This window comes from Paracoccus sp. TD-10 (assembly GCF_048270675.1).
GTDB classification, from domain to species: Bacteria; Pseudomonadota; Alphaproteobacteria; order Rhodobacterales; family Rhodobacteraceae; genus Paracoccus; species Paracoccus pantotrophus.
Genome location: NZ_CP182418.1, coordinates 1,977,712 through 2,003,550 on the forward strand (window position 1 = coordinate 1,977,712; position 25,839 = coordinate 2,003,550).

Consider the following 25,839-nt stretch of genomic DNA (forward strand, 5'->3'; position numbering starts at 1 on the left):
GTTGAATCGCGCTTCGGTCATGGTATGTGAACTGCACTGTTCAGTTGTCGGAGCCGGCGGGGATCATGTTCATAAGCGTGCCGGCCAGCCTGGGTGCCGCAATCCTGACGGTGATCCTGGGCCTGCCCTGGTGGGTCTCGGCCCTCGGCTTCCTTGGCGCGGGCGTCTGCGCCCTTTTCGCCGCCGAGGCATGGGCGGCCAGAAAGATCCCGGCCGAACCGCACGAGATCCAGCGCGGCCAGCTGGAAAAATCCTCCGATCTCTATGCCGGGACGGTCTCTCCGCGTCCGGGAAATCCCGCCGCGCGATCCTTCCGGGCCTGACCGGGGCCCTCGCTTACCCCTTTCCCGCGACACGCAACTTTCCCGCAAGGCCGGTTGGCCATGGACGCCATCCCGGCTAAAACCCCGGCGCGACGGATTCGGAAAAGGAAGCGCCCATGTCCGCGACCGAAAAGATCGCCCTTGGCAGCATCCTCGTCGGGCTGGTCGTTCTGGCGCTCAAGGCCCTGGCCTGGTGGCTGACCGGCTCGGTCGCGCTGCTGTCGGATGCGCTGGAAAGCACGGTGAACGTGGCCACCGCCGTCGCCGCGCTAATCGCGATCCGGGTCGCGGCCAAGCCCGCCGACCGCGGCCATCCCTATGGCCATCACAAGGCCGAGTTCTTCAGCGCCGTGCTGGAGGGGGTGATGATCATCGTTGCCGCGTTGCTGATCCTGCGCGAGGCCTGGCACGGTTTCCAGAATCCGCGCATGCTGGACGCCCCGGTCGAGGGGTTGCTGGTCAACGGCCTGGCCAGCCTCATCAACGGGCTGTGGTGCTGGCTGCTGATCAGCCGCGGCCGGCGGTTGAAATCGCCGGCGCTGGTCGCGGACGGGCGGCACCTGCTGTCGGACGTGGTCTCGTCCGTGGGCGTGGTGGCCGGCGTGGCGCTGGCGGTCGCCACCGGCTGGGCGGTGCTGGACCCGGCGCTGGCGGCACTGGTCGCGCTGAACATCCTGTGGTCGGGCTGGAAGGTCATGGCCAGCTCGCTCTCGGGGCTGATGGACGAGGCGGTGTCCGAGGACACGCTGGCCGAGATCCGCGCCACCATCTCGGGCGCCGCAGCCGGCGCCATCGAGGCGCATGACCTGCGCACCCGCCACGCCGGGCCGCGCACCTTCATCGACTTCCACCTGGTGGTGGACGGCCAGACCACGGTCGATGCCGCCCACGACATCTGCGACCGCATCGAACAGGCGCTCCGGCGCAAGCTGCCCGGCGCGCTGATCACCATCCATGTCGAGCCCGAGCACAAGGCCAAGCATTCGGGCGTCGTGGTGATCTAGCGCAGCCGCCTTCCCTCGGCATCGAAGTGAAAGGCGCGGTTCGGCTCGAAGCCCAGGCCCACCACCTCGTCCACGGCATAGTCCTGCTCGCCGAACAGCCGCACGGTCAAGAGGCCGTGGTCCTCCGAGGAAAAATAGACCAGCGTCTCACCGCCCAGCTTCTCGACATGGCTGACGCGGCCGCTGATCTGCCCGCCGCCGGGCGTCAGATGCTCGGGACGGATGCCCAGCCGATGCGAGCGCAGGCCCAGCTTGCCGGCATCCAGGAAATTCATCTGCGGGCTGCCGATGAAGCCGGCGACGAAGGTGTTGTCGGGATCATTGTAAAGGTCCATCGGCCGGCCCACCTGCTCGACCACGCCGCCGCGCAGCACGACGATCTTGTCGGCCAGCGTCATCGCCTCGACCTGGTCATGGGTGACATAGATCATCGTCGCGCCCAGCTCGCGATGCAGCCGGGCGATCTCGATCCGGGTCTGCACGCGCAGCGCGGCGTCGAGGTTCGACAGCGGCTCGTCGAACAAAAACAGCTTCGGCCGCCGCACGATGGCGCGGCCAATGGCGACGCGCTGGCGCTGCCCGCCCGACAGCTCGGCCGGGCGCCGCTCCAGCAGGGGCGTCAGGGCCAGCATCTCGGCCGCCTTCTCGGTCGCCGCCTCGATCTGCGCGCGGGGCGTGCCGGCCTGTTTCAGCGCCAGCCCCATATTGTCGCGCACGGTCAGGTGCGGGTAAAGCGCATAGCTCTGGAACACCATGGCGATCTCGCGCCGGGCCGGGGCCAGGTCGTTGACGCGCGCGCCGTCGATCACCACGTCGCCCGAGGTCACGTCCTCGAGCCCGGCGATCATGCGCAGCAGCGTGGACTTGCCGCAGCCCGAGGGGCCGACGAAGACGCAGAACTCGCCATCCTCGACATTCAGGTCCACGCCCTTGATGACCTGGGTGGCGCCGAAGGACTTGGTGACTTGGGTAAGGGTCAGGGCTCCCATCGGGATCTCCTTGCTGCAAGACGGATCATTTGACGGCGCCGGCGGTGATGCCGCGGATCAGCTGGCGCGAGAAGATCAGGTAAAGCACCAGCACCGGCAGGATGGCGAGGCTCAGCGCCGCCAGCACGGCGTTCCAGTTGGTGACGAACTGGCCGATGAAGACCTGGCTGCCCAGGGTGACGGTCTTGGTCGCCTCGCTCGGCGCCAGAATCAGCGGGAACCACAGGTCGTTCCAGATCGGGATCATGGTGAAGACGGCGACGGTGGCCATGGCCGGCCGCACCAGCGGCAGCACCAGCCGGAAGAAGATGGTGTATTCCGACAGCCCGTCGATGCGCCCGGCATTCTTCAGATCGTCCGAGACGCCGCGCATGAACTCGGACAGGATGAACACCGCCAGCGGCAGCCCCTGCGCGGTATAGACCAGCACCAACGCCGTCAGCGTGTTGACCAGCCCCGAGGCCACCATCATCTGCAATATGGCGACGGTGCCCAGCCGGATCGGGATCATGATCCCCAGCGCCAGATACAGCCCCATCAGCATATTGCCGCGAAAGCGGTATTCCGACAGGGCAAAGGCTGCCATGGCGCCGAACAGCAGCACGAAGAACAGGCTGGCCACGGTCACGATCAGCGAGTTCTGGAAGTAGAGGACGAAATCCCCCTGCGCCAGCACCGTGCGATAGCCGACCAGGTCGAAGCTTTCCGGCCCCGGCACGGCCAGCGGATCGGCGAATATCGCCCGGCGGGTCTTGAAGCTGTTGATGACCACGACGAAGACCGGGAACAGCGCGATCACCGTGTAAAGGATCAGCACGGCATGGGCGGCCAGGCTGCGGGCGGTGGAATGGCGGGCTTGGCTCATGGCTCTCCCCTCAGAACTGATAGCGGCGCAGCCGGCGCTGGATGGCGAACAGGTAGAAGCTGACGCCCAGCAGGATGATGCCGAACATGGCGGTGGCGATGGTCGCGCCCATATGCGGATCGCCGATCTGCAACTGGAAACCGAAGAAAGTGCGGTAAAGGAACGTCCCCAGGATATCGGTCGAGAAATTCGGCCCCGCCAGCGCGCCTTGCGTCACATAGATCAGGTCGAAGGCGTTGAAATTGCCGACGAAGGTCAGGATCGAGATGATGCCGATCGAAGGCAGGATCAGCGGCAGCTTGATCTTCCAGAACTGCGACCAGCCGGTGACGCCGTCCATCTCGGCCGCCTCGATCACCTCGTCGGGGATCGCGAGCAGCGCGGCATAGATCAGCATCATCGGGATGCCGACGAACTGCCAGACCGAGATCAGCGCCAGCGTGGTCAGCGCCGTACCCTCGCGGCCCAGCCAGGGCGCGAACAGCGACTTCAGCCCGACGGCGTCCAGCATGCCGGGCGCGATGCCCCAGATCGGCGACAGGATCAGCTTCCAGACGAAGCCGACGATGACGAAGCTCAGGATGGTCGGGATGAAGATGGCGGTGCGATAAAACGCCGCCCCCCGCAGCCGCGGCGAGCTCAGCAGCGCCGCCAGCGCCACGCCGACCGGGTTCTGCACCAGCATGTGCACCAGGAAGAACCAGGCATTGTTGCCCAGCGCGTTCCAGAAGCTCGCCGACCAGCGCGGATCGCCGAACAGCGTGGCAAAGTTCCGCAGGCCCACGAAGACCCGCCCCTCCTCGCCGGTATTGAACAGCGACAGGTTCAGCGTCCCGAACAGCGGCACGATCATGATGGCGGTATAGACCAGCACCGCGGGGGCAAGAAACACCGCGATATGCCAGCGAAACGCTTTCCGCTGCGCCATGACGCCCTCCTTCTCCGTTTGAAAAATACCCTCGGGGGGTGCGGGGGGCCGAAGGCCCCCCGCCGCCGCCGGGCCGTCAGGCCCGGCCAATATTTCACTTCGGGCCGTCAGGCCCGGCAGGCCGTCACTTCTGCTGCGGCGCGTACCACGCGGCCAGGCCCTGCTGCTGCCGCTCGGCCGCGGCCTCGGGCGTCTCGGCGCCGGTGATGACATTGGCCGAGGCGGTCCAGGTCTCGTTCTCCAGGTTCGGCGTGCCCCGCGACAGGATCTGGTAGGTCGAGCGGATGGTCGGCTCGCAGCTTTCGCGCCAGCCGACGAATTCCTTCGCCAGCGGGTCTTCCATCTCGACCGGCGCCGAATTCAGCGAGAAGAAGCCCGGCAGCGCATTGGCATAAAGCGAGGCGAATTCCGACGAGCCGACCCATTCCAGGAATTTCCGCGCTTCTTCCGGGTGCTTCGTCGCGGCATTCATCCCCAGGGCGATATCGGTATGGTCGCTGATATGGCAGGTATCGCCCTCGGCCGGGACCGGCGGCGGAAACGCACCCATCTCGAAGGCGCCGCCGATCTGCGGGCCGAAGACGCCGATCTCCCAGGATCCGGCCGGATAGATGGCGGCGCGGCCCAGGGTGAACAGGTTCTGGCTGTCGGGATAGGTCTGCGCCTCGAACCCGTCGCCCAGGTAGTCCTTCCATTTCGCCAGCTGGCGGAAGGGCGCGACCCAAGGCTCGTCGGTCAGCTTTTGCGTGCCCTCGATCAGCGCCTTGCGGCCTTCCTCGCCCTGCCAGTAGTTCGGGCCGATATTCTGGTAGCCCATGGTCGCGGCCTCCCACTGGTCCGCCGTGCCCATGGCCATCGGGATATAGCTGCCATCCTCCTTGATCTTGTCGAGCAGGGCAAAGAACTCCGCCTCGGTCTTGGGCGGCACCAGGCCCAGTTCCTCGAAGGCGGTCTTGTTGTAGATGAAGCCATGGATGACCGAGGCCATCGGCACGCAGAAGGTCTGGGCGCCGTCATCGGTCTGCCAGGCCGATTTCGCCACGTCCGAGAAATTCGCCATCGCCGCCAGGTCGCTCAGATCGGCCAGCTTGCCCTTCTTGAACAGCTCCAGCGAGGCGTCGAAGGGCCGGCAGGTGATCAGATCGCCCGCCGAGCCCGCATCCAGCTTGGAATTCAGCACCGCGTTGTATTCCGGCGGCGCCGAGGGCGCGAAATTGATCTTGATGCCGGGATTGGCCGCCTCGAAGGCCGGGATGATCTTTTCCTGCCAGATGGCAAGGTCGTCGTTGCGCCAGCTTTCGATGGTCAGCGTCACGTCCTGGGCCCAGGCGGCGCTGCCCAGCAGGGTGCTGGCCAGCAGCGCCAGGCGGATGGTCTTGGTCATGGTCTTCTCCCTTCGGCATCGGGTCTCTCGCGGACCCTCCGGTTGCAATCAGATCAGCGGGGCCAGCAGGCCCCCGGTTTCGGCCAGCCGCGCCCGGGCCGCGTCGGGCGCCGTGCCGCGCGCGATCAGGATGGCGGGCTTGACCGCGCCGCCGGTATGCGACAGCGCCGCCTCGGCCGCGTCGCGCCCGACCCCGGCCACGGCGGCGACGATGCGGGCGGCGCGGTCCACCAGCTTGATATTGTCGGCCACCAGATTGACCATGTAGCCGTCATGGACATGGCCCAGCCGGATCGCCACCAGCACCGACAGCATGTTCAGCGCCACCTTCTGCGCCGTGGCCGCCCCCATGCGGGTCGAGCCCGAAACCACCTCGGCCCCGGTCTCGATCAGCACCGGGATATCGGCGCGTTCCAGCAGGGCCGAGCCCGCCACATTGGCAAGGCCGGCGACGGTCACGCCCCGCTCCTGCGCCGCCGCGCAGATCGCCAGCGCATAGGGCGTCCGCCCCGAGGCCGAGAGGCACAGAAGCACGTCCCCCGCCGCTAGCCCCGAACGGTCCAGATCGGCCAGCGCAAGCCGCGGGTCGTCCTCGACGCTGCCTTGCAGGTGCAAAAGCGCCTCGGTACCGCCGGCGAACATCATCGGCGTGCGCTCCGGCGCGATGCCGAAGGTGCCGGCCAGTTCCAGGCAATCCGCCAGCGCCATCAGCCCCGAGGAACCGGCCCCGGCATAGCCGAGCTTGCCGCCCCGGCGCAGCGCCCCTGCTGCGGCCTCGGCCGCGCGTTCCAGCGCCGGCAAGGCGGGCTGCAACGCAGCCAGCGCCGCGACCTGCGCCTCCAGAAGGACGCGCAGCACCTCGCCGCCCGGACGGGCGTGAAGCCCTGCGGATGCCGGATGCCTTGCCTCGGTGCCGGATGCGGTCATGTGATTCCCCCTGTCCCATCGATAATGCCAAAACAATACCACTTGTAAAGACCCTTCTTCAATATTCGCCAGAATTGGCATTTTGTGGCGATTGCGAAAATAGCTCTTCCGTTTTGGTATTGTTTTGGTATCGTGCAGCCAAAGGGAGTCGCCATGTCATATTTCCTGGGCATAGACGGAGGGGGAACCGGCTGCCGCGCTGCCATCGCGGACGGCGCGGGCCGGATCATCGGCCAGGGCGCGGCCGGGCCGGCCAATATCTCGGTCGAGACCGAGGGGGCCTGCGCCAACATCCTCGCCGCCGCCCGCGCCGCGCTTCAGGACGCCGGACAGGGCCATCTGGACGAGCTGACCGCCGTGCTTGGCCTGGCCGGCGCCAATGTCACCGCCGCCGCCCGCAGCCTGCAGGCCATGCTGCCCTTTCGCCGCACGCGCATCGTCACCGATGCGGTGACCGCCGCCACCGGCGCGCTGGGGGGCGGGGACGGCATCGTCGCCGCCATGGGCACCGGCTCGGTCTTCGCGGTGCAGATCGGCGGCGCGATGCGGCAATATGGCGGGCGCGGCTTCGTCCTGGGCGACGAGGGCAGCGGCGCGGTGCTGGGCCGGGCGCTGCTGGCCGAGGCCCTGCGCGCCGAGGACGGCTTCGCGCCGATGACCCCGCTGCTGCAAGCCGTGCTGGACGAGCTGGGCGGGATCGAGGGGGTGATCTCCTTCGGCTTCCGCGCCCGGCCGGCCGAATTCGCGCAATTCGCGCCGCGCATCATTGCCGGCACCGACCCGGCGGGCGAGCGCATCTTTGCCGCGGCCGTGGCCGAGATCCGCGCCATGATCGACAGGCTGCAAGCCGGCCGCGACCTGCCGGTGGTGTTCCTGGGCGGGCTCGGCCCGCATTACGCCGCCCGGCTGCAGGGGCTGTGGCCCATCCAGCCGCCCAGGGGCTCGGGCCTCGACGGGGCACTGCATCTGGCCCGGCAGGAGGCGTGATGGGCGAGCTGTTCACCCCCGAGGCCTTCGAGGAAACCGGCGGCGGGCCGCTTTACCTGCAACTGCACCGGCTGATCGCCGAGGCCATCGCCTCGGGGCGGCTGCAACCCGGCGACAGCCTGCCGTCCGAGCGCGAGCTGGCGGCGATGACCGGCCTGTCGCGCGTCACCGTGCGCAAGGGGGTGGCGGAGCTGGTCGCCTCGGGGCAGCTGGTGCAGAAGCGCGGCTCGGGCACCTTCGTGGCGCCGAAAGTCGAGAAGCTGGAGCAGGCGCTGTCGCTTCTGACCTCCTTCACCGAGGACATGGCCCGGCGCGGCCGCAGCGTCGAAAGCCGCTGGATCGCCCGCGGGTTGCACGCCCCGGCGCCCGAAGAGGTGATGGCGCTGGGACTGGGCGTCGGCGAGAAGGTGGCGCGGCTGGAACGGGTGCGCAGCTCGGACGGGGTGCCGCTGGCCATCGAGCGCGCCTCGCTGTCGCAGGCGATCCTGCCCGATCCCGAAGGCGTCACCGATTCGCTTTACGCGGTGCTGCAGGATCGCGGGCTGCGGCCGGTGCGGGCGGTGCAGCGCATCTCGGCCGCGAACCTGAACGCCAAGGACGCCGATCTGCTGGGCGTCAGCCCCGGCGTGGCCGGGCTCAGGATCGAACGCATCTCCTACCTGCCCTCGGGCAAGGTGGTCGAGTTCACCCGCTCGCTCTATCGCGGCGATGCCTATGACTTCGCCGTGGAACTGAAACTTGCCCCGGAAGGCGAAAGGAACCCGTGATGAGCCAGACGCATATGGCGCGCGAAGTGGCCGAGATCCCCGAAGCCGCCGCCCGATTCCTGGAACGCTCGCGCGATGCGGTGGCGGACGCCGCCAGCGCCCTGCGCCGCAAGGATCCCGACCTGGTGGTGACGGTGGCGCGGGGATCCTCGGACCATGCCGCGACCTATCTGAAATACGCCATCGAGTTGGAGGCCGGGGTGCCGGTCGCCTCGGTCGGCCCCTCCATCGCCTCGATCTATCGCCGGCCCCTGCGGCTGGGCAAGGCGGCCTGCATCGGCATCTCGCAATCCGGCCGCAGCCCGGACGGGGTCGAGATGATGCGCGCCTCGGGGCAAGGGGGGGCGCTGTCCATCGCCATCACCAATGTCGAGGACAGCCCGATGGCGCAGGTCTCGGCCCATTGCCTGCCCCTTCAGGCGGGCGAAGAGAAAAGCGTCGCCGCCACCAAGACCTTCGTCTGCTCGGTGCTGGCCGGCCTGTCGCTCTTGGCGGAATGGCGCGAGGATCACGCCTTGCAGGATGCCGTCGCCGCCCTGCCCGAGGCGTTCGGGCAGGCCGTGGGGCTGGACTGGTCGCCCTTGTCGGCACGGCTGGCGCGGGCCAGCTCGGCCTTCGTGCTGGGCCGCGGCCCCAGCTTCGCCATCGCCTGCGAATCGGCGCTGAAGTTCAAGGAAACCTCGGGCATCCATGCCGAAGCCTATTCGGCCGCCGAGGTGCTGCACGGCCCGGCCGCCATCGTGCAGGCCGGCTTCCCGGTGCTGGCGCTGGGGATCGAGGACGCCGCCCTGCCCCAGCTCAAGGCCACGGCCGAGCGGCTGGCGGCGCAGGGCGCGGATGTGTTCGTCACCGGCACCGAGGTCGGCGGCGCCGTCACCCTGCCCTCGGTCCCCGGCCTGCACCCGCTGGTGGCGCCGCTGGTGACCATCGCCGGTTTCTACGCCTTCATCGAGGGGCTGGCGCGGCGGCGCGGCTTCGACCCCGACACGCCGCCGCATCTGCGCAAGGTGACGGAGACGGTGTGATGGCGCGCGAGGTTCTAACCGGCGCGCGGATCTTCGACGGCGCGCATTTCCTCGACGGCCATGCGCTGGTGATCGAGGCGGGCAAGATCGCCGCCATCCTGCCCGAGCCCGAGGCCCCGGCCGAGGGGCGGCGGGCGGTGTCGGGCATCCTGGCTCCGGCCTTCCTGGACCTGCAGGTGAACGGCGGCGGCGGGCTGATGCTGGACGGCACGACCGATCTGGACGGGCTGCGCCGGATCTGCGCCGCGCATCGTGCGCTTGGCACGGCGGGCGTGCTGCCGACGCTGATCACCGATACGCCCGCGGCCACCGCCCATGTCATCGCGCTGGGGATCGCCGCGGCCGAGGCCGGGGTGCCGGGCTTTCTGGGCCTGCATCTGGAGGGGCCGCATCTGGACCCGCGTCGCAAGGGCGCGCATGATCCGGCTTTGATCCGGCCGATGACGGACGAGGATCTGGCGCGGCTTTGCGACGCCGCCCGCCGACTGCCGGCGCTGATGGTGACGCTGGCCCCCGAGGCGGCCAGCCCGCAGCAGATCGCCGCCCTTGCCGGGGCCGGCGCCGTGGTTAGCCTGGGCCACAGCGATTGCAGTTTCGAACAGGCGCAGGCCGCCTTTGCCGCCGGCGCCCGCTGCGCCACGCATCTGTTCAACGCCATGAGCCAGATCGGCAACCGCGCGCCGGGGCTGGTGGGCGCGGTGCTGGCCGGCGAGGCGGCGGCGGGTCTGATCGCCGACGGCATCCACGTGCATCCGGCGGTGATGCGGCTGGCGCTGGGGGCGCGGCCCGATGGCATCTTCCTGGTCAGCGACTGCATGGCCTTCGCCGGCACCGGACTGACCGAGATGGAACTGGGCGGCCGCAAGGTGCTGCGCCATGACGGGCGGCTGACGCTGGCGGACGGCACGCTGGCCGGGGCCGACCTGACCCTGCCGCAGGCCATCGCCGTGCTGGTCGGCCAGGTCGGCATCGCGCCCGAACGGGCCTTGCGCATGGCCTCGGCCATCCCCGCCGCTTTGCTGGGCTTGCAGGACCGCCATGGCACGCTGGCCCCCGGCCGCCCGGCCGACCTGGTGCTGCTGGACCACGATTTCGCCTTGCGCGCGCATTGGCTGTCGCCCTGATGGCCCCGGAATGCCGAGTGGAACGCACGGTCTTTCCCTCGCCCGCCGCTCGTGCCACACTCGGACCCGCGCGAAACCAAGGATGAGGCTGCAATGAACGCCCCCCTGCCCGAGGCGGTGAAGAAATCCGTTCTGCTGAACGGGCTGGCCCCCGAAGTGCGCGACAAGCTGCTGAAGGACGCCCAGCGGCGCAGCTATCGCGAGGGCGAGACCATCTTCCTGCAAGGCGATCCGGCGCGGGCGGTGTTCATCGTGCTGAACGGCTTCATCAAGCTGTCGCGGCTGACCCCCGGCGGGTCCGAGGCGGTGGTGGCGATCCTGGGCCGCAACCGCAGCTTTGCCGAGGCGATGGCGCTGCGCGGCACGCCCTATCCCGTCTCGGCCGAGGCGGTGTCGGACTGCACGGTGCTGCAGATCGACGGGGCCCGGCTGCGCCAGCTTTTGCTGGAGAACCAGGAATTCGCCATCGGCCTGCTTGCCTCGACCTTCGTGCATCTGCAGGGGCTGGTGGACCAGATCGAAAAGCTCAAGGCCCATACCGGGGTGCAGCGGGTGGCGCAGTTCCTGGCCGACCTGTCCGATGCCGTGGCCGGCCCGACCGAGGTCCGGCTGCCCTATAACAAGCGCCTTATCGCCGGACATCTGGGCATGCAGCCCGAAAGCCTGTCGCGCGCCTTCGCCCGGCTGCGCCAGCATGGCGTCGAGGTCGAGGCCGACAAGGCCACCATCGCCGACATCGCCGAATTGCGCATGCTGGCCATGGACTGACCCGACCCGAAAACCGCATTGCCCGCGCCGGCTTCACCCGATCGGGTGAAGCCGGCGCGGGCGGTTGCGCGATAGCCATGCTGCATTGCTTTTCATGGAGAGGTTGAAATGCACCGCAGCCTAGTTTTTGCCAGCGCCTTGTTGCCATTGATGCTGCTGTCGGCCTGCGACACGTCCGGGCTGGACCCCGCGACCGCCGACCAGGTGAACCAGAGCGAGATGACCGCGGCCGTGGGCCTGCTGGCGGCGGCCTTCGGCGGGGACGCCTATCGCGACGCCGGGCTCCAGGTCGCGACCGCCAGCCTGAACGACGCCGCCATGCGGCGTTCGGTGGCCGAAGCCGCGCCTGCCGCCACGGGATCGCCGATCCAAGGCGCGACCGCCACGCTGAAGGCGCCCGCATCGTCCCCGGGCGCGGCCTCGGCGGGGGCGCCCAGGCCCGGCACCGGGAAATGCGAACAGCGGCCGCAATGCCGCGCGGCAAGCGGCCGGCTCAGCGACTATTCCGACCGGCTGATCGCCCTGGGCGCGCAAGGCGGAAGCTCGGTCCATGTCTCGGCCAAGATGGCGTGGTGCGGCGCGAACAGGGGAATCGCCACGCTGGAGACCTGCCTGGCCGAGGCAAGGGCGGCCGGGGACGCCGAATGCAGCGCCGACATCCAGACCGCCTTGCAGAATACCCGCCGCCTTGCCGCCGAGGCGCGGCAGACCGCCAACCAGTCCTATGCCTATGCGCCGGACGGCTGGATGAGCAGCTGCCCCGCGTAGCCTGCGGGGCGCGGCGCGCCTGCCGGCCGCGGCGCGCCGTCGTCGAAAATGCAGCCACAACCATAGCCTTGCCCCGTATCGGCGCTTGACACGCTGGGATCCGAAAATAACCTCGAACCGAGGGGTTATCAGTATGAGCGGTATTCGGGCGATCCATGAACGGCATGAGGAACGGCTGATCGACCTGATCTATGCGATCCTGCTGGGCGAGCGGAGCTGGCAGGACTTCCTGGCCGAGATCGAGCGCGAAACGCCGGGCGGAATCGCGGGGCTGTTCCATCAGGGCATGGAAGGCGGTTGCGCCTTCATCCACAACCATATGCCCGAGCGGGCCATCGCGGATTACGGCGACTATTATGCGCTGCGCAATCCGTGGATGGAACGGGCGATGCGCGCGCCCACGCGTCAATCCATGCCGGCACATCACCTGGTTCCGCATGAAGAGCTGCTGCGCACCGAGTTCCATGACGGCTTCCTGCGGCCCCTGAGGCTCGACACGGCGGCAGGGCTGCTGATCGACATGCGCGGCTCCTGCGCGACGACGCTGACCATCATGGCCCCGCTGGGCCAGTCCGCGCTGATCGAAGCCTGGTCGCAGAGCTTCAACAGGATTTCCGGGCATCTGCAGCGGGCGGTAGCCTGGTGCCGCCGCGGCTCGGGGCTGGGCGCGCTGGCCGAACTGCCGGCGGCGCTGTCGCGGTCGCTGGATCTTGGCGTGCTGATCGTCGACGCGAACCGCAGGATGCTGCCGGTTTCGCCGGCCGCGCAGCTCTCGGATCGGATCTGGCGGGCGGTCCGGCAATCGCCCTTTGGCACGGTCGGGCTGGTCGATCAGACCGCCGACGACTGCCTGGGAGAGATGCTGTCGCGCAACTCCGCCGCGCGGAAGCGGGCCGAGTTCAGGACGGCCCAGGCCACGATCACCATGGTGCGGATCAACCGCGACGAATTGTCGGAACTGCTGCTTGGCCCCTGCGTCATGCTGGTCGTCGATCCGGGGCTGCACGGGTTCGACCTTGAACAAAAGCGCGACCGGCTGCGCCTTGCCCATGACCTGACCGCCGCGGAAGGCAGGGTGTTGGGCGGCTTGCTGCGCGGCTTCAACCTCAGGCAGATCGCCGCGGCGGCCGGCCTGTCGCACGAGACGGTGCGAACCCAGCAAAAGGCGCTGTTCGTCAAGACCGGGGTCAACAGCCAGACCCAGCTGGTCAACCTGGCGCATGGCCATCCGCCGCAGGACCGGGACGAACCGGGTCGCTGACCGGCGGGGCCGTCATATGACGTGCAGCCCCCAGATCAGCGCCAGCCAGATTGCCAGCGGCACGGTAAAGGCCGCGCGCCAGCCCGAGCCCCGGCCGAGATGCAGGAAGCCGCCCAGGATCGCGCGGGCCTTGAGAAAGGCCACCGCCAGCAGCGCCACAGCCGCGGCGGGGCCTGGCACGAAGGCCAGCGCCGTGGTGGCGACGGTCAGCGCCAGCAGGATCAGCCAGATGCGGGTCAATTCCATCCCCTAGCCCAGCAGATAGACCGGCGGCAGGATCAGCACCCAGACCAAGTCGACCATGTGCCAGAAGGCGGCGCCGGCCTGCACCTCCTCGGCACGCAGCCGGATCGCCACCAGCGCCAGCACGCCGATGCCGAACAGCACATGCGCCGCGTGAAAGCCGGTCAGCAGGTAATAGAAGGTGAAGAACGGGTGGCTTTCCATCCCCAGGCCCGCGCGCAGGTCGCCGGCATATTCCACCGCCTTCACCGCCAGGAAACCCGCGCCCCCCAGCGCCGCCAGCGCCAGCCCGATGCGGGTCCGACGGCCGTCGCCGCGGTGGCAGGCGCGCTCGGCCAGGGCGGCGCAGAAGCCGGAAGTGACCAGGATCGCCGTGTTCAGCGCCGCCATCCAGCCGTGCAGCTGCGCCTGCGCCGCGGCAAAACCGGCCGGGTCGGTCAGCCGCACCGCGGCCATGGCGGTGATGCCGGCGGCAAAGACCAGCAATTCGGATGCGATCAGCACCCACATGATCGGCTCGCCCGGCAGATCCTGGACCCGCATCACGCCACCAGTTGCCGATAGATCACCGGCAGCGCCGCCAGCAGCCGGTCGGGATGCGGGATCAGCGAAAAGCCGCCCTGGCCGAAAATGCGGGGAAACCAGCTTTTCGCGTCGCGATCCACGGTGATGCCATGCACGGCATGGCCGGCGCGGCGCGCCTCGCGCACCGCCATGGCGCTGTCCTCGATGCCGTGTCGGCCCTCGTAATGGTCGAGATCATTGGGCTTGCCGTCGGTGATGACCAGCAAAAGCCGCCGGCTGCTGGCCTGCTCTGCCAGCCCGGCCGAGGCATGGCGGATGCCGGCGCCCAGCCTTGTATAGAAGCGCGGCCGCAGCCCGGCGATGCGCTGCTCGATCGCCGTGCCCATCGGCTCGTCGAAATCCTTGCAGGCCGTCAGGAACACCCGGTCGCGTTTCAGCGAGGAAAAGGCGTTGATCGCGAAACGGTCGCCGCAGGCATCCAAGCCCCAGGCCAGCGCCGCCAGGGCCTCGCGCTCGATCTCGATCACCGCGCGGCCCGTCACCGCGCTTTCGGTCGAACGCGACACGTCGAGCAGGATCGACACCGCAAGGTTGCGCGCCAAGGGCCGGGACTGTCGCCAGATGCGGTCGCTGCCCTGGCCGGTGGCGCGCAGGTCGGCGGCGGCGCGGACGGTCAGCTCGGCATCCAGTTCCTCGCCGTCGCGGTGGCCGGTGGTGGTGACGCGGCCGGGGCGCAGCGCCTCGAACTGGCGGCGCACGGCGCGGATGCGGGCTTGCGCGCCGGCATCCGGCGTCAGCGCCTCGTCATGCTCGGCCGCACGGTTTTCCAGCACGCGCACGTGATCGGCAAGGTAGCGGCCGCGCCGCGCGTCCCATTCGGGATAGGTGCGGATGCCGGCGACCGCCTCAAGATCCGCATCCTCGGGCGCAAGATCGAGATGCAGGCGCAGGCGCGTCGCCGGGGCCTTGGACACCTGGCCAAGGCCCAGTTCTTCCTGGTCCTCGGCCGCCTTCTTCGCGTCGTCCTGATCGTCATCGTCGACATGCCGGTTGAGGTTCATCAGATCGGCCCAGCTCAGCAGGGCCTCGAACTTGTGCAGGATCAGGCTGTCGCGGCGCTGCGGCTGGTCGCTCTGCCGGCGGCGGGCGCGGAACATGCGCGCGCTGGCCGGGTCGGCGGCGATGCCGTCGGGCGCGTCGCCCGGCGCGGCGGCCAGCGTCGTCTCGGGCAGGGCCAGGTCGGGCCAAAGCGGCACCGGCCGCATCGGGCAATAATCGCGCGGCGCCTTGACCTGCGGATCGTCCAGCATCGGCAGCCAGTCGCGGGCCAGGGGCGGCAGGGGGGCCGGATCGCCCAGCAGGTGCCGCGCGAGCGTCTCGACCACCGCCTCGGCCGGGGGCAGCGGCGCGATGGGGCGCAGGGACAGCACCAGCGCCGCCAGGTCGCCGTAAAGCCCGGCCAGGCCCGGCGCATCCTCCAGCGTCGCGGCCACGGCGCGGCGGGCGGCGCCCAGCCGCATCAGGTCGCGCCGCAGCGGATCGTCCTGCGGCGCAGCCAGGGCGCCATGCGCCGCGCAGGCCGCCAGCCACAGGTAAAGTGCCCCGTTCGCCTGACGCGAAGGCAAGGCCGCCAGCCGTTCGGGCAGACGCAGGATCTCGCCGTCGAAACTGGCGCGCGGCACCATCTCGGCCGGGGTGCCCAGCCGGCGCAGCCAGCCGATGCGATGATGCGATGCCTGGGCGGCGGCGGGCCGGATCTCGACCCCCGCGCCGCCGCCCAGGGCCCGGAACAGCACCGCGAGCCGCCCCGAGACCTCGGACAGCGCCACCGCCTGATCCTCGAATTCCTGCGGCGCGCCGAAGCTGCTGGCCCAGGCGTGCCAGATCTTGCCGACGGTTTCCTCGGGCTCCCAGGGTTCCAGATCCAGGCCCATGGCGTCCTCCCTTAACCGAAGATCGCCGCGGCCAGGTCGCGCAAGCCGCGCTTGACCTCGGCATCGTCGGTCAGGGGTTCGATCATCGCCGCCTCGATGGCGCGGTCGATGGACATGCCCCGCGCGACCAGGCTGGCGGCATAGACCACCAGCCGGGTCGAGACCCCCTCCTCCAGATCCTGGCCCTTGAGGCCGCGGATCTTGCCCGCCAGCCGCACCAGCCCCAGGGTGCGGTCGCGGTCGAGCCCGCTTTCGCGGGAAACGATCTCGGTCTCGTGCCGGGGTTCGGGAAAGTCGAACTCCATGGCCACGAAACGCTGCCGCGTCGAAGGCTTCAGCGTTTTCAGGATGTTCTGATAGCCGGGGTTGTAGGAGGCGACCAGCATGAAGCCGGGCGCCGCCTCGATTTCCTCGCCGGTGCGGTCGATGGGCAGGATGCGGCGGTCGTCGGTCAGCGGGTGCAGCACCACGGTCACATCCTTGCGCGCCTCGACCACCTCGTCGAGATAGCAGATCGCGCCCTCGCGCACGGCGCGGGTCAGCGGGCCGTCGGTCCAGACCGTCTCGCCGCCCTTGAGCAGGTAGCGCCCGATCAGGTCGGCCGCCGACAGGTCGTCATGGCAGGCCACGGTATAAAGCGGCCGGCCCAGCCGCGCCGCCATATGGGCGACGAAGCGGGTCTTGCCGCAGCCCGTCGGGCCTTTCAGCAGCACCGGCAGGTCGTTCGCGGCGGCGGCCTCGAAGACCGCGACCTCGTCGCCCTGCGGCAGGTAGAAGGGGGCGTTGGCCGCCCCGTTCCGTTCGGTTTTCACATGCGCGTTCATGGCTTACTCCGCAGCCTCCAGATGGCCGTCCTTGTGCGCCTGCACCGGGCCGGCTGTGACCACCTCGCGGCGCGGGAACAGCACCGCATAGATGAACAGCAGCGCCCCCAGCACCACGGCGACGCCCGAGCCGAAACGCATCCAGTAGAACAGCGCCAGCCCGTCCTGCACGTCCATGAAGAACCCGCCCTCGACGCGCTGCAGATGGGTCTGCACCGTGCCGGCAAAGGTCAGCGTCACCGTCATGAACACCATGCCCGAGGACATCAGCCAGAACGAGGCCATGTTCAGCACCTGGTTGTAGGGGTCGCGGTTCTTCATCAGCGGCATGCAATAGGTCACCAGCGCCAGCACCAGGCAGACATAGGCGCCATAGAAGGCCAGGTGGCCATGCGCGGCGGTGATCTGCGTGCCGTGGGTATAGTAGTTCACCCCGTGCAGCGTGTGCAGGAAACCCCAGACCCCGGCGCCGAAGAAGGCCAGCACGGTGCAGCCCAGGCTCCAGACCAGCGCGGCCTTGTTCGGATGGTCGCGCCGGCCCTTCCAGACCATGACGAAGGCGAATGACATCATCGCGAAGAAGGGCACGATCTCGAAGCTCGAGAAGATCGAGCCGATCCACTGCCAGTAAGCCGGCAGGCCGATCCAATAGTAGTGGTGCCCGGTGCCCAGGATGCCCGAGAACAGCGCCGTAGCGACGATGACGTAAAGCCATTTCTCGACCACCTCGCGGTCCACGCCGGTCAGCTTGAGCATCAGGAAGGCGAGGATGGCGGCCATGATCAGCTCCCACACGCCCTCGACCCACAGGTGGATGACCCACCACCAGTATTGCTTGTCCAGCACCAGGTTCGCCGGGTTGTAGAAGGCAAAGAGCCACAGCAGCACCAGCCCCCACAGGCCCATCAGCAGCACGTTCGTCACCGCCGTGCGCCGGCCCTTCAGCGCGGTCATGCTGACATTGTACATGAAGATCACCGCGGCGACGGCGATGCCGAGCTTGACCCATTTCGGCTGTTCCAGGAACTCGCGCCCCTCCTTGCCCAGCAGCCAGTGGCCGTGGAACAGGTCGAACAGATAGGTCACGACCACGCCCGCCGTGCCGAGCACGAAAATGCCCAGCTGGATCCAGGCCAAGAGCGGCGAATGGATCTCGCGCTCGGCCTCCTCGGGCAGGATGTAATAGGTGGCGCCGAAAAAGCCCAGGAGCAGCCAGACCACCAGGCTGTTGGTATGCAGCATCCGGGCGATGTTGAAGGGCAAGAGCTCGGACAGGAAATTCGGGCTGACATAAATCCAGCCCATGATCAGGCCGAGCGTGACCTGCACGGCGAAAAGCACCATGGCCACCAGGAAATAGGCATAGGCGATGCGTTGTGAATGGTATCTCATCTCTGTTTCCCCCTCAGCCCGCGTCGTTCGGCGGCCAGTTCTGGGTGTTGATCGTGCCTGTCCACAGCAGGAAATCGCTCAGCGCCCGGAATTCCTCGTCCGTCAGTTCGAAGCGGGGCATCTGGCGGCGGCCCTCGATGCCGGTGGGCATGGATTCCATCCAGCCCTTCAGCGTCTCGACGGCGGTTTCGGGATCGTCCTGCACGCCCCAGCGTTTCATGACATTGCCCAGTTCGGGGGCGAAATAGGCGCCCTCGCCCAGCAGGGTATGGCAGTCGATGCAGGCGTTGCGTTCCCAGACATGCTTGCCCTCGACGACCGAAGGGGTAAGCTGGCTTTCATCCACGGCCTTGGTGCGGGCATAGATATGGCTGTGTACGGTTAATGCGCCAAAGATCAGGATGAAGAATATGGACCCGCCGTAGAAGACGTTCCGGGCCATGTTCTTGGTCATGATGTCGCTCATGACGCGGGTCCCCTATTTGTTGTTTCCGATGTGACCTCACTGTCCGGCAAGCGCGAGTCGCTCATTGATGAAAGTCAAGCGAGGCAAAAGCTTGGGGTTTTACCGGGAAATTCCGCCCCCGACGCGGCGATCGCCAGCTCGATCCGGCAGCCCGGCAAACGCGCCAGCGCGGCGCAGGCGGCCTGGGGCGGCATCAGGCAAAGCGCGGTGGAAAGCCCGTCGGCCATGGCCGCGCTGTCTGCGCTGACCGAGATCGTGTCCCAAAGCGGTGCCGCCCCGCCATCCGGCGACAGGATATGCGGCAGGCCGCGCGGCCCGATCAGCGTGGCGCCGGGCGACGAGGTCGCCAGCGCCCGACCGTCCAGCCGGATGCGGCGATGCTCGTGCCCCGCGGCATCGGCCAGTCCCACGCGCCAGCCCCGCGGTCCCAGCGCCCGGATCTCGCCCGCGTCGATCAGCAGGTCGGTCAGGTCGTGGCGCGCGGCCGCCTCGGCCAGCCGGTCAGCGGCCCAGCCCTGGGCAAGGCCGTTGAAGGTCAGCGCCATGCCGGGGCGGGCCAGCCGCACCTCGGACCGCGACCAGGCGACCGCATCCCAGCCGGCCAGGGCGCGGGCCGCGGCCTCGTCCCCGCCCCGCGCCCGCGCCAGCCACAGCGGCTGCACGGTCGGGTCGAAGGCGCCGCCGGTGGCACGGTGCAGCCGGTCTGACAGGGCCAGCAGTTCCACCATCCCGGCAGCGGGAAAGCGCAGCCGCCCGTCGCGGTTCAGCCGCGCCAGATCGGAATCGCGATGCAGCGAGAACAGGTTTTCGACATGGGCCAGCAGCCGCGCCGCCTCGGCGAAGAAGCCGCGGGCCTGCGCCGGGCTTGCCCCGTGCAGCCGCAGGGCGACATCGGCACCCATGGCGCGGCCCTGCCATTCCTCGGGCGCGGCCTTCGCCATGCCGGGCAGCGCGGCGCAGGCGGTCAGCAGCAGGAAACGGCGGCGGTTCATGGCGCTTCTCCGGTCGGGGCGGCGGTGCTGCGGGCGCGGCGTTTCAGCACCGGGCAGGTGCCGGGGTCGTTCATCACCACCTGGCAGCGCAGGCACAGCACGCATTCGTTCGGGTTGATCCGGCCCAGCGGGTCGATGGCGCCGACGGTGCATTTCGTCTCGCACAGCCGGCATTCGCGGCCGCATTGCGGGCGGCGCTTGAGCCAGTCGAAGATCTTCAGCTTGGCCGGGATCGCCAGCCCCGCCCCCAGCGGGCAGAGATAGCGGCAATAGAACCGCTCGATGAACAGCCCGCCCGCCAGCACCGCAAGCGCGAAGAGCACGAAGGGCCAGGCACGCAGGAAGCGCATCGAGATCGCGGTCTTGAACGGCTCGGCCTCGGCCAGGATCAGTGCCTGCTCCATGCTGTAAAAGCTCAGCGCCACGATGGCGACGAACAGCGTGTACTTGATCACCCAAAGCCGTTCGTGCAGGGCCTGCGGCACGGCGATCTGCCGCACCCCCAGCCGCTGGGCGGCAGCGTTCATCAGCTCTTGCAGCGCGCCGAAGGGGCACAGCCAGCCGCAGAACACGCCGCGGCCCCAGAACAGCAGCCCCAGCGCCACGGCGGACCAGATCAGGAAGATGATCGGCTCGATCAGAAAGGTTTCCCAGCGAAAGCCGGACAGCAGCGCGTTCAGGAAGGCCACCACCTGCACCACCGAAAGCTGGCCGTTCAGCCCCCAGCCCAGCACCACCAGCGTCGTGGCCAGAAAGCCCAGCCGCACACGGCGCCACAGCCGCGGACGGCGCACCAGCGCCTCTTGCCCGAACAGGATCAGCGCCAGCACGAACAGCATGGCGCCGACCACGGCGATGCCGGGGATCTTTTTCAGCCAGAACTCCTGCCACAGCGGGACGGCGGGGGCGTCGGCGACGGTATAGGCCGCGGGCAGGCGGATGGTGGCGCGGATGGGCAACGCCCCCGCGCCACCCGCCGCCAGCGGCCGGGTTGCCGTCACCACCAGGTCGAAGGGCCGGCGCGGATCGATGCCGCCAGCAGCCGGGTCGATGTTCAGCCGGAACAGGCTTATTTCCCTGAAGGTCGGCGCGTCGGGCAGCGCCAGCTTCTCGACCATGACGAAATCGCCGTCCTGCGGCTCGATCCGCAGCGCGCCCTGTTCGAAACCGATGCGCTCGAAGCGGCCCGAGCGGCGCCAATCCGCGCCGCGCGGACTGTAAAGCCCGCGCGACAGCACCGCGACCAGCGCCTGGCCGGGTTGCAGGGCGCCCGCGACGGCGGTGAAGTCCCGCGCGCCCAGCAGGTTGCGCCCGACGGTCGGCGGGTCGATCAGCCCGGCATAAAGGTCCAGGAAGGGCGCATCCGAGGGCTCGATGGCCACCTTGGCGTCGGCAAAGGCCCGCGCCGCCTCGGCCATCGAGATCGAGGCATGGCCGAAGGCCCCCTCGGCCAGCAGTTCGGCCCAGGTCGCGGGGCGGTAGCCGACGCGGTCGATGCCGCCGCCGCCCAGCCCCTGCGCCTGGGCCAGCACCCGGCCGCTGCGCAGGATGCCGTCGCGAATCACCCCGGTCGAGACCGTGGCGCGGGAGATCGCGTCCGGCAGCGCCCGGCCCCGTGCTTCGCCCTGCGACAGATCGACGCCGCGAAAGCCGTCCACATAGGCGGCGATATGCGCCTCGGAAATGCCCAGGCTCAGCACCGGCTCGGTCTGGCGCACCAGCCTGGCCCCGGCGATGACCCCTTGCGGCGTGACGGCGACCAGCACGTCCAGCGGCTTGCCGGAATAGCCGGTGGTCGCCGCGATCTCCCAGGTCGAGCCGATCATGCCCAACGCCTGGCCGTCGCGGCTGACGCGCCAGCCCGGCGCCGGGGTTTCGCGGCGGTCCAGCACCACCGGCCCCTCGGCGTCGAACAGCGCCTGGGCCAGCATCGCGTCGGGGGCGGCCGGCGGCTCGGCCCCCGCCGGCAGAATCAGCAGCACCAGCGCCAGCAACGCCGGCAGCAGGCGCCAGGGGGCAAGAGGAAATTTGACCGGCATCGCCATCCGCATCCCAGGGTTTCCCTGCAGATGGCGCGAATGCCGCACCCCGGCCTTAACAATGGTCAAAGCCTTGCGCGCAAATTCCGCACAGGAACGGCGTGAACGCGCGCCAGCAAATAGGAAAGCCAGATGAGACAAAGGACTCCATTCGCCAGACCCGGCCTCCTGGCCTCGGCAGCCCTGGCCCTTGTCCTTGGACCGCTTGCGGCCTCGGCACAGGAACAGGTCGCACCGCCAAAGGATCCAGCCGCCGCGCTGGAGGACCACAAGACGCGCACCGACAATCGCTATGAGCCCTCGCTGGACAACCTTGCGCAGCAGGATGTCGCGGCGCCCGGCGCGCCCGAGGGCGTTTCGGCGCTGTCCGATGCCCAATACAACGAGGCCAACAAGATCTATTTCGAACGCTGCGCCGGCTGCCACGGCGTGTTGCGCAAAGGCGCGACCGGCAAGGCGCTGACCCCTGACCTGACCCGCGATCTGGGCTTTGACTATCTGCAAAGCTTCATCACCTACGGCTCGCCGGCGGGGATGCCGAACTGGGGCACCTCGGGCGAGTTGTCGGCCGAGCAGGTCGACCTGATGGCCAACTACCTGCTTCTGGACCCGGCCGCGCCGCCGGAATTCGGCATGAAGGAGATGCGCGAATCCTGGAAGGTGCATGTCGCGCCGGAAGACCGGCCGACCCAGCAGGAAAACGACTGGGATCTGGAAAACCTGTTCAGCGTCACCCTGCGCGACGCCGGCCAGATCGCGCTGATCGACGGCGCCACCTACGAGATCAAGTCGGTCCTCGACACCGGCTATGCCGTCCATATCAGCCGGCTGTCCGCATCGGGCCGCTACCTGTTCGTGATCGGCCGCGACGGCAAGGTCAACATGATCGACCTGTGGATGAAGGAGCCCACCACCGTTGCCGAGATCAAGATCGGCTCGGAGGCGCGTTCCATCGAGACCTCGAAGATGGAGGGCTGGGAGGACAAATACGCCATCGCCGGGGCCTATTGGCCGCCGCAATACGTCATCATGGACGGCGAGACGCTGGAGCCGAAAAAGATCCAGTCCACGCGCGGCATGACCTATGACGAGCAGGAATATCACCCCGAGCCGCGCGTCGCCGCGATCCTCGCCAGCCATTACCGGCCCGAGTTCATCGTGAACGTCAAGGAAACGGGCAAGATCCTGCTGGTGGACTATACCGACCTCGACAACCTCAAGACCACCGAGATCAGCGCCGAACGCTTCCTGCACGACGGCGGCCTGGACGGCTCGCACCGCTATTTCATCACCGCGGCGAACGCCCGCAACAAGCTGGTGGTGATCGACACCAAGGAAGGCAAGCTGGTCGCGATCGAGGATACCGGCGGCCAGACCCCGCATCCGGGCCGCGGCGCGAACTTCGTCCACCCGACCTTCGGGCCGGTCTGGGCGACCTCGCATATGGGCGACGATTCGGTGGCGCTGATCGGCACCGATCCCGAGGGCCATCCCGACAATGCCTGGAAGATTCTCGACAGCTTCCCGGCGCTGGGGGGCGGCTCGCTGTTCATCAAGACGCACCCGAACTCGCAATATCTCTATGTCGATGCGACCCTGAACCCCGAGGCCGAGATTTCCGGCTCGGTCGCGGTCTTCGACATCAAGGCGATGACGGGCGACGGTTCGGACCCCGAGTTCAAGACCCTGCCCATCGCCGAATGGGCCGGCATCACCGAAGGCCAGCCCCGCGTCGTGCAGGGCGAGTTCAACAAGGACGGCACCGAGGTCTGGTTCAGCGTCTGGAACGGCAAGGACCAGGAATCGGCGCTGGTCGTGGTGGACGACAAGACGCTGGAACTGAAGCACGTCATCAAGGACGAGCGGCTGGTGACGCCCACCGGCAAGTTCAACGTCTACAACACCATGACCGACACCTATTGAGCGGTCACGACCCAGGCGGGGGCGTTCGCGCCCCCGCTCCGGCAGTATTTCAATGGGGTTCGACATGGCCGGCAAGACGGTGACGGGCGGCGCGGCGCCAGGCATGGCCGCGCGCAACTTGAACGACGCGGCAGCGGGCAAGGCGGGACTGGGCAGGGTCGATCTGATCGGCGCCGGTCCGGGCGACCCGGAATTGCTGACGCTGCGGGCGCTGCGGCTTTTGCAGCAGGCGGATGTGGTGGTGCATGACCGGCTGGTCTCGGACGAGGTGATGGCCTGCGTCCCCGCCCATGTCCGGCGCATCCCGGTGGGCAAGGCGGCGGGCTTCCATCCGGTGCCGCAGGATGAGATCAACGCCCTGCTGGTCGAACTGGGCCTCGCCGGCCTGACCGTGGCGCGGCTCAAGGGCGGCGATCCGACCATCTTCGGCCGCGGCGGCGAGGAGTTCGAGGCCGTGATCCGCGCCGGCATCCCCTGCGACTATGTGCCCGGTATCACCGCGGCGCAGGGGGCGGCCGCCTCGGCCCGGTTTCCGCTGACGCATCGCGGGCTCGCGACCGGGCTGCGCCATGTCACCGGCCACCGGGCGCGGGACGCGGCGCTGGACCTCGACTGGGCCTCGCTGGCCGATCCGCAGACCACGCTGGCCGTCTATATGGGCGCGGCGAACATGGCCGAGATCGCGGCCGAGCTGATCGCCCACGGCATGCCCGCCGACCTGCCGGTGCTGGCCGTGTCGCAGGCCAGCACGCCGCAGGAACGGCGACTGCGCGCCACGCTGTCGGGCATCGCCGCCGCCCTGGCGGCCGAGCCGCTGCCGGCGCCGGTGCTGTTCATCGTCGGCCATGTCGCGGCCTTGGCCGAGGATGGCGCCCTGCCGCAGGGGCTTTACCGCCCGGAATGGCGGCTGGTGGCGCATGGCTAGGCTGGCGCTCCTGCTGGCGCTTTTGGCCGGGACCGCGGTTGCGGGACCGCCCGATGCCGCGCGGCAGGACCAGTTGCGCCATCTGGTGCGGCAGGATTGCGGTTCCTGCCACGGCTTGCGGCTGACCGGCGGGCTGGGCCGGCCGATCACCGCCGGGGCGCTGGCCGGGCGCGACGTCGACGACCTGAGCGGCGTGATCCTGGACGGCATGCCCGGCACCGCCATGCCCGGCTGGCGCCCGCTGCTGACCGAGGACGAGGCGCGCTGGATCGCCGATTACCTTCTGACGACGGAGACGGAATGATGCTCAAGGCAACTCTCGCCGCCCTCCTGCTGATCGCCAGCCCGGCGCTGGCCGACGAGTTGCGCGGCACCGGCGATCTGGGCCTGATCGTCGAGCGCGAGGCCGGCTCGCTGCTGGTCGTGGATCGCAGCGAACGCGCCGCGCTCGGCCGGATCGAGGGGCTGGGCGATCTGTCCCATGCCAGCCTGGTCTATTCCCCCGACGAACGCTTCGCCTATGTCTTCGGCCGCGACGGCGGCTTGACCAAGGTCGACATCCTGACCCGGCAGATGGTCCGCCGCGTGGTGCAGGCCGGCAATTCCATCGGCGGCGCCATCTCGGACGACGGCCGGCTGGTGGCGGTGGCGAATTACGAGCCGGGCGGCGTCAAGGTCTTCGACGCCGAGACGCTGGAACTGGTGGCGGATGTGCCGATGGGCTCCAAGACCGTGGGCATCGCCGATGCGCCGGGCTCGCGCTTCGTCGTCGCGACCTGGGACACGGGTGAGGTCTGGATCCTCGACCATTCCACCGATGCCGCGCAGCCGGCAGTCACCAAGCTGGAGGGCATCGGCGCCAATCCCTATGACGCGCTGCTGACCGGCGACGGGCGGCACTATATCGTCGGGCTGTTCGGCGAAAAGGGGCTGGTGCAGGTCGATCTGTGGCAGGATCCGCCCAAGGTCACGCGCTTCCTGCCCGATTACGGCAAGGACCAGCCGGACCTGCCGGTCTACAAGATGCCGCATCTGCAAGGCTGGACGCTGGCCGAGGGGCTTTTCGCCCTGCCCGCCGTGGGGCTGCACCAACTGCTTTGGGTCGATGCCGCGGACCTGACCGAGATCGCCCGCACCGACCTGGCCGGCCAGCCGGTCTTTGCCCTGGCCCGCCCCGACAAGCGCGAGGTCTGGGTGAACTTCGCCCCGCCCGACAACGACAAGCTGCAAGTGGTCGATGTGCTGACCCACGAGGTTCTGGACACGCTGACCCCCGGCAAGGGCGTCTTGCACATGGAATTCGCCCCGCGCGGGCGCGAGGTCTGGCTGTCGGTCCGCGACGAGGACCGGGTCGAGATCCGCGACACCCGCACCCGCGAGGTGCTGGGCGAGATCGAGGCCCGCGCGCCCTCGGGCATCTTCTTCACCGATCGCGCGCATCGCACGGGGTTATGAC

Annotated in this window: 26 protein-coding genes; 13 read left to right on the forward strand and 13 right to left on the reverse strand. The window is 68.9% G+C overall.

What is annotated here, in order from left to right:
- Window positions 1–65: 65 nt before the first annotated feature.
- Both ACNKFW_RS09805 and ACNKFW_RS09810 read left to right on the forward strand, forming a co-directional pair.
- Window positions 66–323 carry a hypothetical protein gene (locus ACNKFW_RS09805; RefSeq protein ID WP_028709896.1) on the forward strand — a complete coding sequence of 86 codons (258 nt, stop codon included), beginning with the start codon at window positions 66–68 and terminating at the stop codon, window positions 321–323.
- Window positions 324–439: 116 nt separating this feature from the next.
- On the forward strand, window positions 440–1,327 hold the full coding sequence (locus ACNKFW_RS09810) for a cation diffusion facilitator family transporter (RefSeq protein ID WP_024842988.1): 888 nt from the start codon (window positions 440–442) through the stop codon (window positions 1,325–1,327).
- Here ACNKFW_RS09810 and ACNKFW_RS09815 read toward each other — a convergent pair.
- The 5 genes from ACNKFW_RS09815 to ACNKFW_RS09835 all read right to left on the reverse strand — a co-directional run bounded on the left by ACNKFW_RS09815 (window position 1,324) and on the right by ACNKFW_RS09835 (window position 6,420).
- Window positions 1,324–2,316 (reverse strand): ABC transporter ATP-binding protein, encoded by a 993-nt coding sequence (locus tag ACNKFW_RS09815; RefSeq protein WP_418024201.1) that lies wholly within the window; start codon window positions 2,314–2,316, stop codon window positions 1,324–1,326. The genes ACNKFW_RS09810 and ACNKFW_RS09815 overlap by 4 nt on opposite strands.
- A 25-nt stretch (window positions 2,317–2,341) precedes the next feature.
- Window positions 2,342–3,181, reverse strand: a complete 840-nt coding sequence (locus ACNKFW_RS09820; RefSeq protein ID WP_024842990.1) for a carbohydrate ABC transporter permease — start codon at window positions 3,179–3,181, stop codon at window positions 2,342–2,344.
- A 10-nt stretch (window positions 3,182–3,191) separates the two neighbouring features.
- Entirely contained in the window at window positions 3,192–4,109 is a 918-nt protein-coding gene (locus ACNKFW_RS09825; RefSeq protein WP_024842991.1) for a carbohydrate ABC transporter permease, read from the reverse strand.
- A gap of 124 nt (window positions 4,110–4,233) precedes the next feature.
- On the reverse strand, window positions 4,234–5,493 hold the full coding sequence (locus ACNKFW_RS09830; RefSeq protein ID WP_024842992.1) for an ABC transporter substrate-binding protein: 1,260 nt from the start codon (window positions 5,491–5,493) through the stop codon (window positions 4,234–4,236).
- Window positions 5,494–5,541: 48 nt separating this feature from the next.
- Window positions 5,542–6,420 (reverse strand): N-acetylmuramic acid 6-phosphate etherase, encoded by an 879-nt coding sequence (locus tag ACNKFW_RS09835; RefSeq protein WP_418024204.1) that lies wholly within the window; start codon window positions 6,418–6,420, stop codon window positions 5,542–5,544.
- Between the two features lie 153 nt (window positions 6,421–6,573).
- Between ACNKFW_RS09835 and ACNKFW_RS09840 the strand changes: the two genes are divergently transcribed.
- The 7 genes from ACNKFW_RS09840 to ACNKFW_RS09870 all read left to right on the forward strand — a co-directional run bounded on the left by ACNKFW_RS09840 (window position 6,574) and on the right by ACNKFW_RS09870 (window position 13,120).
- Window positions 6,574–7,407, forward strand: coding sequence for a BadF/BadG/BcrA/BcrD ATPase family protein (locus ACNKFW_RS09840; RefSeq protein WP_024842994.1), 834 nt, complete (start codon window positions 6,574–6,576; stop codon window positions 7,405–7,407).
- Window positions 7,407–8,174, forward strand: coding sequence for a GntR family transcriptional regulator (locus ACNKFW_RS09845; protein ID WP_418024206.1), 768 nt, complete (start codon window positions 7,407–7,409; stop codon window positions 8,172–8,174). Before ACNKFW_RS09840 ends, ACNKFW_RS09845 begins: the two co-directional genes overlap by 1 nt.
- Window positions 8,174–9,199, forward strand: coding sequence for an SIS domain-containing protein (locus ACNKFW_RS09850; RefSeq protein ID WP_024842996.1), 1,026 nt, complete (start codon window positions 8,174–8,176; stop codon window positions 9,197–9,199). Before ACNKFW_RS09845 ends, ACNKFW_RS09850 begins: the two co-directional genes overlap by 1 nt.
- Window positions 9,199–10,323, forward strand: coding sequence for an N-acetylglucosamine-6-phosphate deacetylase (gene nagA / locus ACNKFW_RS09855; protein WP_418024208.1), 1,125 nt, complete (start codon window positions 9,199–9,201; stop codon window positions 10,321–10,323). Before ACNKFW_RS09850 ends, nagA begins: the two co-directional genes overlap by 1 nt.
- A gap of 93 nt (window positions 10,324–10,416) precedes the next feature.
- Window positions 10,417–11,091 carry a Crp/Fnr family transcriptional regulator gene (locus ACNKFW_RS09860; protein ID WP_024842998.1) on the forward strand — a complete coding sequence of 225 codons (675 nt, stop codon included), beginning with the start codon at window positions 10,417–10,419 and terminating at the stop codon, window positions 11,089–11,091.
- A 108-nt stretch (window positions 11,092–11,199) separates the two neighbouring features.
- Window positions 11,200–11,859: a hypothetical protein gene (locus ACNKFW_RS09865; RefSeq protein ID WP_418024210.1), complete on the forward strand. Its 660-nt coding sequence runs from the start codon at window positions 11,200–11,202 to the stop codon at window positions 11,857–11,859.
- Window positions 11,860–11,992: 133 nt separating this feature from the next.
- Window positions 11,993–13,120 carry a helix-turn-helix transcriptional regulator gene (locus ACNKFW_RS09870; protein ID WP_024843000.1) on the forward strand — a complete coding sequence of 376 codons (1,128 nt, stop codon included), beginning with the start codon at window positions 11,993–11,995 and terminating at the stop codon, window positions 13,118–13,120.
- 12 nt (window positions 13,121–13,132) lie between these two features.
- Here the strand turns inward: ACNKFW_RS09870 and ACNKFW_RS09875 are convergent, their stop codons facing one another.
- The 8 genes from ACNKFW_RS09875 to ACNKFW_RS09910 all read right to left on the reverse strand — a co-directional run bounded on the left by ACNKFW_RS09875 (window position 13,133) and on the right by ACNKFW_RS09910 (window position 21,541).
- Window positions 13,133–13,366 (reverse strand): cytochrome C oxidase subunit IV family protein, encoded by a 234-nt coding sequence (locus ACNKFW_RS09875; protein WP_024843001.1) that lies wholly within the window; start codon window positions 13,364–13,366, stop codon window positions 13,133–13,135.
- A 3-nt stretch (window positions 13,367–13,369) separates the two neighbouring features.
- Window positions 13,370–13,906: a cytochrome c oxidase subunit 3 gene (locus ACNKFW_RS09880; protein WP_418024212.1), complete on the reverse strand. Its 537-nt coding sequence runs from the start codon at window positions 13,904–13,906 to the stop codon at window positions 13,370–13,372.
- A complete protein-coding gene (locus ACNKFW_RS09885) occupies window positions 13,906–15,822 on the reverse strand; it encodes a nitric oxide reductase activation protein NorD (protein WP_418024214.1) in 1,917 nt (638 codons plus the stop codon). The genes ACNKFW_RS09880 and ACNKFW_RS09885 overlap by 1 nt, the downstream gene beginning before the upstream one ends.
- Before the next feature lie 11 nt (window positions 15,823–15,833).
- On the reverse strand, window positions 15,834–16,646 hold the full coding sequence (locus tag ACNKFW_RS09890) for a CbbQ/NirQ/NorQ/GpvN family protein (RefSeq protein WP_024843004.1): 813 nt from the start codon (window positions 16,644–16,646) through the stop codon (window positions 15,834–15,836).
- A 3-nt stretch (window positions 16,647–16,649) separates the two neighbouring features.
- Complete coding sequence (locus tag ACNKFW_RS09895) at window positions 16,650–18,038, reverse strand: cbb3-type cytochrome c oxidase subunit I (protein WP_024843005.1); 1,389 nt, start codon at window positions 18,036–18,038, stop codon at window positions 16,650–16,652.
- A gap of 13 nt (window positions 18,039–18,051) precedes the next feature.
- Window positions 18,052–18,504 (reverse strand): c-type cytochrome, encoded by a 453-nt coding sequence (locus tag ACNKFW_RS09900; RefSeq protein WP_024843006.1) that lies wholly within the window; start codon window positions 18,502–18,504, stop codon window positions 18,052–18,054.
- A gap of 74 nt (window positions 18,505–18,578) precedes the next feature.
- Window positions 18,579–19,496, reverse strand: a complete 918-nt coding sequence (locus ACNKFW_RS09905) for an FAD:protein FMN transferase (protein ID WP_418024216.1) — start codon at window positions 19,494–19,496, stop codon at window positions 18,579–18,581.
- Window positions 19,493–21,541 carry a 4Fe-4S binding protein gene (locus tag ACNKFW_RS09910; RefSeq protein WP_418024839.1) on the reverse strand — a complete coding sequence of 683 codons (2,049 nt, stop codon included), beginning with the start codon at window positions 21,539–21,541 and terminating at the stop codon, window positions 19,493–19,495. Before ACNKFW_RS09910 ends, ACNKFW_RS09905 begins: the two co-directional genes overlap by 4 nt.
- Before the next feature lie 126 nt (window positions 21,542–21,667).
- On the opposite strand from ACNKFW_RS09910, the gene ACNKFW_RS09915 reads away from it, so the two are divergent.
- From ACNKFW_RS09915 to ACNKFW_RS09930, 4 genes are all read left to right on the forward strand, one after another.
- Window positions 21,668–23,458: a nitrite reductase gene (locus ACNKFW_RS09915; RefSeq protein WP_024843009.1), complete on the forward strand. Its 1,791-nt coding sequence runs from the start codon at window positions 21,668–21,670 to the stop codon at window positions 23,456–23,458.
- Between the two features lie 64 nt (window positions 23,459–23,522).
- Window positions 23,523–24,383, forward strand: coding sequence for a uroporphyrinogen-III C-methyltransferase (gene cobA / locus ACNKFW_RS09920; RefSeq protein ID WP_024843010.1), 861 nt, complete (start codon window positions 23,523–23,525; stop codon window positions 24,381–24,383).
- Window positions 24,376–24,687 (forward strand): c-type cytochrome, encoded by a 312-nt coding sequence (locus tag ACNKFW_RS09925; protein WP_024843011.1) that lies wholly within the window; start codon window positions 24,376–24,378, stop codon window positions 24,685–24,687. The genes cobA and ACNKFW_RS09925 overlap by 8 nt, the downstream gene beginning before the upstream one ends.
- A complete protein-coding gene (locus tag ACNKFW_RS09930) occupies window positions 24,684–25,838 on the forward strand; it encodes a cytochrome D1 domain-containing protein (RefSeq protein ID WP_418024219.1) in 1,155 nt (384 codons plus the stop codon). The genes ACNKFW_RS09925 and ACNKFW_RS09930 overlap by 4 nt, the downstream gene beginning before the upstream one ends.
- Window position 25,839: the final 1 nt, after the last annotated feature.